Origin of the sequence: Planktothrix sp. FACHB-1355, from assembly GCF_014748295.1 — a bacterium.
In the GTDB taxonomy this organism is placed as follows: Bacteria; Cyanobacteriota; Cyanobacteriia; order Cyanobacteriales; family Aerosakkonemataceae; genus Aerosakkonema; species Aerosakkonema funiforme_A.
Genome location: NZ_JACJUP010000209.1, coordinates 1 through 7,756, shown reverse-complemented (window position 1 = coordinate 7,756; position 7,756 = coordinate 1). Strand labels below are relative to the sequence as shown.

General features: G+C 42.6%; 8 protein-coding genes. 3 read left to right on the top strand and 5 right to left on the bottom strand.

Translation table 11 applies throughout. The annotated features are described in order from the left end of the window. Nucleotides 1-45 precede the first annotated feature (45 nt). Nucleotides 46-597: a M48 family metalloprotease gene (locus H6S82_RS33415; RefSeq protein WP_242056913.1), complete on the bottom strand. Its 552-nt coding sequence runs from the start codon at nucleotides 595-597 to the stop codon at nucleotides 46-48. A gap of 39 nt (nucleotides 598-636) precedes the next feature. Continuing rightward, entirely contained in the window at nucleotides 637-855 is a 219-nt protein-coding gene (locus H6S82_RS33410) for a hypothetical protein (protein ID WP_242056912.1), read from the bottom strand. 243 nt (nucleotides 856-1,098) lie between these two features. Between H6S82_RS33410 and H6S82_RS11550 the strand changes: the two genes are divergently transcribed. Then, nucleotides 1,099-1,653 carry a hypothetical protein gene (locus tag H6S82_RS11550; RefSeq protein WP_190474724.1) on the top strand — a complete coding sequence of 185 codons (555 nt, stop codon included), beginning with the start codon at nucleotides 1,099-1,101 and terminating at the stop codon, nucleotides 1,651-1,653. Nucleotides 1,654-1,844: 191 nt separating this feature from the next. Here the strand turns inward: H6S82_RS11550 and H6S82_RS11545 are convergent, their stop codons facing one another. Beyond that, complete coding sequence (locus tag H6S82_RS11545; protein WP_190474726.1) at nucleotides 1,845-2,054, bottom strand: hypothetical protein; 210 nt, start codon at nucleotides 2,052-2,054, stop codon at nucleotides 1,845-1,847. A gap of 985 nt (nucleotides 2,055-3,039) precedes the next feature. On the opposite strand from H6S82_RS11545, the gene H6S82_RS11540 reads away from it, so the two are divergent. Further along, nucleotides 3,040-3,660 (top strand): hypothetical protein, encoded by a 621-nt coding sequence (locus H6S82_RS11540; RefSeq protein ID WP_190474728.1) that lies wholly within the window; start codon nucleotides 3,040-3,042, stop codon nucleotides 3,658-3,660. A gap of 71 nt (nucleotides 3,661-3,731) precedes the next feature. After that, nucleotides 3,732-5,081, top strand: coding sequence for a HAMP domain-containing sensor histidine kinase (locus tag H6S82_RS11535; RefSeq protein WP_190474731.1), 1,350 nt, complete (start codon nucleotides 3,732-3,734; stop codon nucleotides 5,079-5,081). A 36-nt stretch (nucleotides 5,082-5,117) separates the two neighbouring features. On the opposite strand, the gene H6S82_RS11530 is transcribed toward H6S82_RS11535, so the two are convergent. Next, nucleotides 5,118-6,395 (bottom strand): retropepsin-like aspartic protease, encoded by a 1,278-nt coding sequence (locus H6S82_RS11530; RefSeq protein ID WP_190474733.1) that lies wholly within the window; start codon nucleotides 6,393-6,395, stop codon nucleotides 5,118-5,120. Nucleotides 6,396-6,462: 67 nt separating this feature from the next. Further along, nucleotides 6,463-7,524, bottom strand: a complete 1,062-nt coding sequence (gene mtnA, locus H6S82_RS11525; RefSeq protein WP_190474735.1) for an S-methyl-5-thioribose-1-phosphate isomerase — start codon at nucleotides 7,522-7,524, stop codon at nucleotides 6,463-6,465. Nucleotides 7,525-7,756: the final 232 nt, after the last annotated feature.

The following is a 7,756-nucleotide window of genomic DNA, read 5'->3' as shown; positions in this document are numbered from 1 at the left end:
CTTGCTCAGTCTCACCCATGAACACCCGCGAAAAGATTCTTAGAGCTATAGTAGATAATCCCGGACTGACCACACGCGAAATAATGGCGATCGCCCAACTGTCGCGTACAAACACGCGGGAGCATTTGCAAAAATTGGAAAGCATGGGCTCGATCTATTCCGAAACGGATGCAAAAAATCCCAACAAGCATCGTTACTATCCGATCGGCGAATCACCCAATAGCGAAACCGAATAGTAAGATGCTCTGGGCCAGTTGGATTAGAGTGGCCCCTAAAGGAGCCAAAAATACAAGGAACAAAACCCAAGGGCGGGTTTGCGCCCCTGCGATCGTCGCGGGTGACGGGGTAATACAAACCTCCAAAAGTCAAAATGCGCCCGATGAAAGTAATCGCTCCGCCTACAGTACCTGCAACCGCCTGAGTCAGGGTGTCGCGGTTGCGGATGTGGGTAAGTTCGTGAGCTAAAACTCCTTCTAGTTCTTCTTTCGAGAGCAGTTGAAGAATGCCTTGAGTAACTGCCACCGTAGCATTTTCAGGGTCTCTACCTGTGGCAAAGGCATTGGGGGATTTGGTTGGTACAATGAATAACTTCGGCATGGGAATCCCAGCCTTGTTGCTTAAGGAAGCTACTGTATCCTATAGTTCTGGAGCTTGTTGAAGATCGAGCGGTTGAGTGCGATAGGCCATTAATGCTGCGCGATCGGAGTAATACCAGGAGCCAAAACTCGTCAGTGCGGCTAAGCCGAGACCCATATATAGCCCCTGTTCGTTCCCGACCAGGTAGTATCCACCCAGAACCAGCAGACCGCTGAGCAGTCCCAGCAAAGCTGCCGTTTTGATTTGATTTCCTAGCATAGGTGTTGAAAATTTTATTCGTGTTGTTTATTAAAGTCTCAAATTTCGCGGGTTTCCCGTCTCTATCCGGTGAAATAAAGTAGGCTCTAACTACTGGCATATCCAAGATAAAAAAACGATAATCTTAACTTTAAAATAAAATAAAATCACTTATATATGGAGCGTGTATTTAGTATAATGAATCTATGCAAAACAGATGTAAATTATCAATTTTGCTAAACTTACAAGCATAGGAGATTGAAAATGCCACAATATTCTCTAGCTGAAGATCCATCAATAATACTGGACATTCCTGGCAAGAACGATACCAAGAAAAGTCGTGAGGCAGCCATAGAAAAATTGCTAGAAATGATGGATGCAGGAGAAGTTGATATCGACTTAAAAGATGGATTTGGCCCAGATGAGTTAATTCTGATTAAAACACCTGTCAAGCAAGGCGCTTCCCATCCACAAGAGAAAACAGAAGAAACTGACACGATCGCACAAGCAGTACAAGTTCTGACGCAATTCGCTACGCTCCGCCAAAAAGTAGAAGAATTACGTCCAGCGGCACAAGAAGCCCGCACCCAAATTGACCTTTTATTTGAAGGTAATGTCAGCGTCGAACAAATACAACAAATCAAAGAAGGACTTAAATCTTTAAAAGGTTTTGCCCAAAACAATATCCAACTTCGAGAAGCTTTACCTGAAGCGGAAGAAGCGCGTAAAACTTTGGATGAGGCAATGGCTACAGCAGCAATAGAAAAGGCAGCGATAGAAAAAGCAGCGATAAAAAAAGCGACAGAAGCTAATCGGTGATTGCTGACTGGTAACTGGGGAATATAAAATTTTATATTCCCCATAAGCCTCTCCCTGACATACTGTATAATTTATATATAAACCAAAGATACTTTATAAAGTAGGCATTACCCAACATTGCTGCTGTTCAAACGTTACAAGCATTTCTTTGGGTACTGCCTACTCTACGTTTAATTCTGTTGACCTACTTACTATATCAGCTTAATACGCCCTTTCATAAGCGCACGATGCAGACGGTTAACTACCCGATGTTCTTCTTCGTTTAGTTGATTTTCTAAAAAGGCTTTTCTTAACACATCTTGGTCTGCTGCTGTAATCTGATGAGAATTAGCAATTCTCGCCAATATTTCGTACAGTTCGGACGGTACAAAAGAAGATGTTTTAGGGATAGAGTTCTCCATATCTAAACCTTGTTTTTCAAACTGCTGTTATCCTACTAGAAGTTATTTCATGGACAAGGGAAATATTTTTATCTGTTAAAAAACAGATTTATGGCGATGCTGTTGTTGTCTTTTTTAGCTAAATAATCAGGGCTTATGCAGATTTAACCCGATCGTTTGCGAGTATATTTGCTTAGCCCTCCATTTTTTCCAGTTATTAAGGCTTGACTTCAGCCTTAATAACTTAACAATAGTTATGGAAGAGTCTCTGCGACTCTATCAAGCGTAGTAACTGCGTATTACTTCCAAAGGACGATGGTAGCTATGCCAAAATCTAGAGGGAAGCAATTCGAGAACAAAGCCGAGTGCAGGGCGGCTTTACACCGCTTGCTACAAGGAATTCTTCTCCCATGCTTAGCATCGATTTAGGCCCTATTGTTCCCTGTGTTTCCACAAGCTCACAAAGTAAGGGTTTATTCAATACTTGTGAGTGCTGCTTACAGAATAGCATTTTTAAAACAAAATCTAAAAAAAAGATATTACTTTAACTTCAGCACAGCTTCTTAGGTAAATTTGCAGTATTTTTTAGCTTGGGTGTGTAAGAAATAACTCTTAAAAAAAGTATTGCGTAAGTATATAAGCGATCGCCATATATGATGGATATCCAATAATTAGCATAATTTTGTCCTAAAGTGTGTCGATCTAGTATAAATAGCCTAAAAAGAGCATTTTCATCTGTATTTAAAGCACAATCTTCACCTTCTATACGTTGCTGGGAAATACTTCCTTATTTCAGTAGTATAATTATTTTCGGGCTATCTGCTATACCGCTTGCCAAAGTCAGTAGGAACGTTAACCCTGCTTTTCTCTGGGGTTATCTATGACCAAGCACCACAATATCCTGCGCTGCTGTGCCGGAATGAGTTACTGGCAGCAAGCTGTTGAGGACGTGAAAGCAATCGCAAACGCAAAGTCAGAAAAGTGAAGAGGAAGGTTACTGATTTTAATGGCCAGTCACATTTCGCTAGTTGTTGAACTGTCTTCGTGGAACAACGTTATTCGCGCTCACCCCTACAATGCAAAGGCTTACATTCGGCGAGGGATGGCCAATTTTAAACTGGCTGAGATCGATCGGTCCATCCAAGATTTTGATACAGCAGAAAAGCTCGATCCCAGTGTCGCGCCATACTTGTGGCAACGGGGCTTATCTTTTTACTATGCAGAAAGATTTGTGGAGGGTGCCAAGCAGTTTGAGTTAGACTTGACCGTGAATTCCCAAGATGTAGAAGAGACTGTGTGGCGATATCTCTGCATCGCTCGATTGGAAGGTGCGATCGCTGCCCGAAATTCCCTACTTGTCGTCAAAAACGATCCGCGACAGGTGATGAATTGGATTTACGAACTGTACGCGGGAAATCGCACGCCAGATGATGTCCTTGCCGCAGGCGAGAAAGAAGGCAACTCAGCCAGATTTTACAGCCATCTTTACGTCGGATTGTACTATGAATCGGAGACAGAACAGGAGAAAGCGCAAAAATTCATTACGAAAGCAGCTCAAGAATACCAATTGGATGACTATATGTGGTATCTGGCGAATGTACACCAACAATTGCGAGGTTGGAGTTAAAGAAATGGATCTCAAAATTTCTGATTTTCAGATTATTTTTAGGAGTTATGGCATCCCAAGGCAGGAAGTGGATGATAATTAACAGGGTATTGGAGGCTCTAGCAAGGAAAGTACTGGCCATTTTTGTGCTATTAAAACCTGCTGCCGAGTCACCAGACTACAAAGCATGGAGACAGCGATTTTTGTTGGAACGTGTGCGCCTGAGTTTGTGGGTGGCGCTGATTTGCCTGTTCACATTTACAATCCGCGACCTGTATAATGTCGCGTTTCCGCTCAAGGAATTGCAAAATATTCCGCAAGAGTTAAAAGATTTTTGGATTGTCTTGGATATAGCAGTTACACTGCTGTTACTTAGCTGTCTGGTCTTGCACAGAACTCAGTTGGCTCGTCGTTATCCGGCGGCACTTTTTCTGGGACTATCTTGGTCGATCGCGCTAGTACCGCAACTTTTGGCAACAACGCTAAAAGGTTCGCCGTTTCCAGATTTAATGGCCTGGACTATGTTGTTCCTCGTGCAAGCAACCCTGATTCCCGTTGACTGGCGACTGCATTTGCTGTCGCAATTGGGGGTATTTATTTATTATGTGGGCGTAAATTTAGCACTGGGGTTGACAACATTTCTGGGGCGGCCTATTTACAATGTGACATTTTTTTTATACTTCTTTTGGTTTTGTTTTGTTTGCGATTTAGCAGTTTATCTGTACGAACGACTGCAACGGGCAGAGTTTGAATCTCGCCGAGAATTGAGAGCTTTTTTGCACGCGGTTTCTCACGATTTACGGAATCCCGTTACGGGAACTGCAATGGTGCTGCAAAGTTTGTTGAATCAGCCGGAGGAAAAAATAACTGTCAGTAGATCTATCTTGGAACGGATGCTTCAGGGCAGCGATCGTCAACTCAATTTAATCAATTCTTTGTTAGAAGCTCACAATAGCGAAGTACAAGGTATAGTTTTACATTGCCAACCGCTTCATCTCAGCACTTTAGTGCAAGCAGTTTACTCAGATTTAGAACCTATCTTAACAAAAAACCAGGTTATTTTTAGGAATTCGATCGCTGATGATTTACCCTTAGTCAGCGCCGATTCAACTCAGCTATGGCGTGTATTTAGCAATATCATTACTAATGCTGTGAACCACAATCCCCCAGAAATTACTATTACTCTAGACGCTACTATTGAAGGCAAAATGATTCGCTGTAGCATAGCAGATAACGGGGTGGGGATGACTCCAGAACAATGCCGACGAGCGTTTGAATTGTATGCGCGGGGCGATCGCACTCGCTACGTACATGGCCTTGGTTTGGGACTATACCTCTCGAAGCAAATCGTTACCGCTCACGGCGGACAAATTGAGGCTAATAGTAACCCTGGAATGGGAACGACATTTTGGTTTACTTTACCAATTTTGGCAAAAAAGTGAAAGTGCAAGCGATCGCTCAAATTGCGTAATCCCTGACTAATTAGCTAAAGGAGTCAATACCAAACTACCCGATTCAATAAATCCGATGGCGTTGCGCTTACCAAAACGCCAATGTTGCTGATATTTATTCAGGAAACTTTGACCTATAACACCATCTACTCCCAGCAAATTAAAAATATTGCTGTTCACGATTGCACCATCGATATTATTAACTTCATATTGCCCCAAAGTCACACTGTCTAACTTGATTTTTTTCGCTTTTTGAGCGCCGCAAAAGCCGAATACTTCTGTTTCTTGTGCATTTATACTCTTGAGAGAAAGTCGCTCAGTCAGATTTGTGGAGAGGACGATCGCATCAGCGCCTGTATCCAACATAAAAGTAAATGGCCCTCGACCGTTAACGCGAACTTGAGCGGTTATGTTGCCTAATTTTCCCGCCAAAGGAATCGCTCCTTCCACAGGTAGGGAAGGACGTAAAAATTGAATTTGTAGCGTTTTAGGATTCAGGACAACATCAAAGTTGCTGAGAAAATCCAAACCTAAAACCCCAGACAAATTACCTGGAATAGAAGTTGAGGGCAATCCCATACCATTAAGCCCTTCCACGGTTGCTGCATCCACACTTATAATAGGTAAAGGATGCAAATTTGCTTTTACTTCATCGCATTTGTCACCCACAGCAATATATTTTAAAAGGTCGCTGGGAATAGGCGTACTTGGCAAAGCTAACTGTTGTGCAGTTTCAGTATTAATGATAGAAGAAGAAGCGCCTGTATCCAATAAAAAAGTTTTGGTTTGTCCGCCAATTTGCACGGGAAGCGTGAAAACTTGGCTATTGGGGAGAGTTTTGAGTTGGACATTAGCTTGTCCGCTACTGACGGGTTCGGGCAAACTTACACCAGTAGCTTCGACTAAAGTAGTGAGGCGATCGCTCGCATCTTGACGAACGCTACCATCAGGTGCTAAAATGACAACTTGAAAGACACATTGCGTAGACGCTGCTTGCAATAATTCCACTGAAGTTTGGCGTGGATTGGGAAATTTAGCCGCTACACATAGGGCTACTTGTTGCAGCAGCGCTTCACCAAGGTTCTTCGGCGGTTCGGTTATATCTTGTTTATTCTGATTGGGTAATTTCAGAGGAGAAATTACAATATTTTTAGTTTCTTGACTAACAGCGGGTTTGACAAGATTCGGCAAAACACCGCTAAATAAAATAGTAGCAATAAAAATCAAACCCAACACAAAGTTTTTGCAACCGCGTCGGTTTTGTTTTTTCTGGAGTAAATGCAGCAATTTGACTCTGACTTTCATCAAAATTTACCATATATAGATAATTGGTGGGCAATGCCCACCCTACTCAGGATCGTACAACCATATTCTAAACTACTTGTTTGGTCTGAAACTGTTGTAACTCAGATGGAACTACCGCGCCATACTCAGTAATAATGGCGGCAATTAACTCCGCAGGCGTCACATCAAAAGCGGGATTATAAAATTCTACTCCCTCTGCTGTTAGCCTGGTATTTCCTACTTGGTAAATTTCTACGGGGTCGCGTTCTTCAATCGGAATTTGACTCCCATCGCCAATCGAAAAATCGATTGTAGAAAGAGGTGCAGCCACAAAGAAAGGAACCTTGTGTGCTTTTGCCACAAGTGCTAAACTATAAGTACCTATTTTATTAGCAGTATCCCCATTAGCAGCAATTCGATCGGCACCAACAACTACCGCATGAATCAAACCGCGCTGCATACAATGCGCCGCCATATTATCCGTAATTAAAGTCACCGGAATACCTTCTTGCACGCATTCCCAAGCTGTTAGTTTCGCACCTTGTAAACGAGGACGAGTTTCATCGGCATAAACTCTTGCCAAACGTCCCGCCGTCCAAGCAGAACGCACCACACCCAAAGCCGTACCGTAGCCAGCAGTTGCCAAAGCACCGGCATTGCAATGAGTGAGAAGCGTTAATTTTTCCGGATTTTTCGGTAAAACTTCTAAACCTTTATCGCCTATCGCCTGACAAGTTTGGATATCTTCCGCGTTGATAGTTTTCGCCGTTTCTAACAAAACAGTTTTCAGATATTCTACAGGGCCTAAAGTTTTACGAGCAGTATTTAACATTCGTTGAATTGCCCAAAACAAATTCACAGCAGTCGGACGAGTTTGCCCCAACGTTTTGCCAATTTTTTCCAACTCATTCAAAAACTCATCGCGGCTTTCCGTTTGAATATCCCTTGCACCCAGATACATTCCGTAAGCTGCTGCAACACCGATAGCTGGTGCGCCGCGCACAATCATCGTTTTAATTGCGTGCGCCATATCGTCGCAGCATTTAATTTCCACAAAGGTGTACTCGTTCGGTAAGCGATTTTGCTCGATGAGTAAAACGCGGTCATCTTGCCAAATGACTGGATAAACCTGGGAAGTAGTAGATGTCATGAGTGAATTTAAATTACTGAGTTTATTTTCAGGCATTTACAGTCTATCAGAAAAGTTTATTTTGAATATTTTTAAATGCAGATGAACGCAGATGTTTGGTTAATTGCTGACTTGGTTTAGTGTCCAGTCTGTATGGTGGGTCAGATAGCCTAATTTTAGGCGAGGAAGTTTAAATTTTATGGTTTTGACCCACCCTACTCAATCTTTAGCGCTAAAGCGCAACAACATACCT

Bases quoted from the DNA above. Each gene is read 5' to 3' on its own strand.
- H6S82_RS33415 (WP_242056913.1), bottom strand. From the start codon at position 597: ATGCCGAAGTTATTCATTGTACCAACCAAATCCCCCAATGCCTTTGCC.
- H6S82_RS33410 (WP_242056912.1), bottom strand. From the start codon at position 855: ATGCTAGGAAATCAAATCAAAACGGCAGCTTTGCTGGGACTGCTCAGC.
- H6S82_RS11550 (WP_190474724.1), top strand. From the start codon at position 1,099: ATGCCACAATATTCTCTAGCTGAAGATCCATCAATAATACTGGACATT.
- H6S82_RS11545 (WP_190474726.1), bottom strand. From the start codon at position 2,054: ATGGAGAACTCTATCCCTAAAACATCTTCTTTTGTACCGTCCGAACTG.
- H6S82_RS11540 (WP_190474728.1), top strand. From the start codon at position 3,040: ATGGCCAGTCACATTTCGCTAGTTGTTGAACTGTCTTCGTGGAACAAC.
- H6S82_RS11535 (WP_190474731.1), top strand. From the start codon at position 3,732: ATGATAATTAACAGGGTATTGGAGGCTCTAGCAAGGAAAGTACTGGCC.
- H6S82_RS11530 (WP_190474733.1), bottom strand. From the start codon at position 6,395: ATGAAAGTCAGAGTCAAATTGCTGCATTTACTCCAGAAAAAACAAAAC.
- mtnA (WP_190474735.1), bottom strand. From the start codon at position 7,524: ATGACATCTACTACTTCCCAGGTTTATCCAGTCATTTGGCAAGATGAC.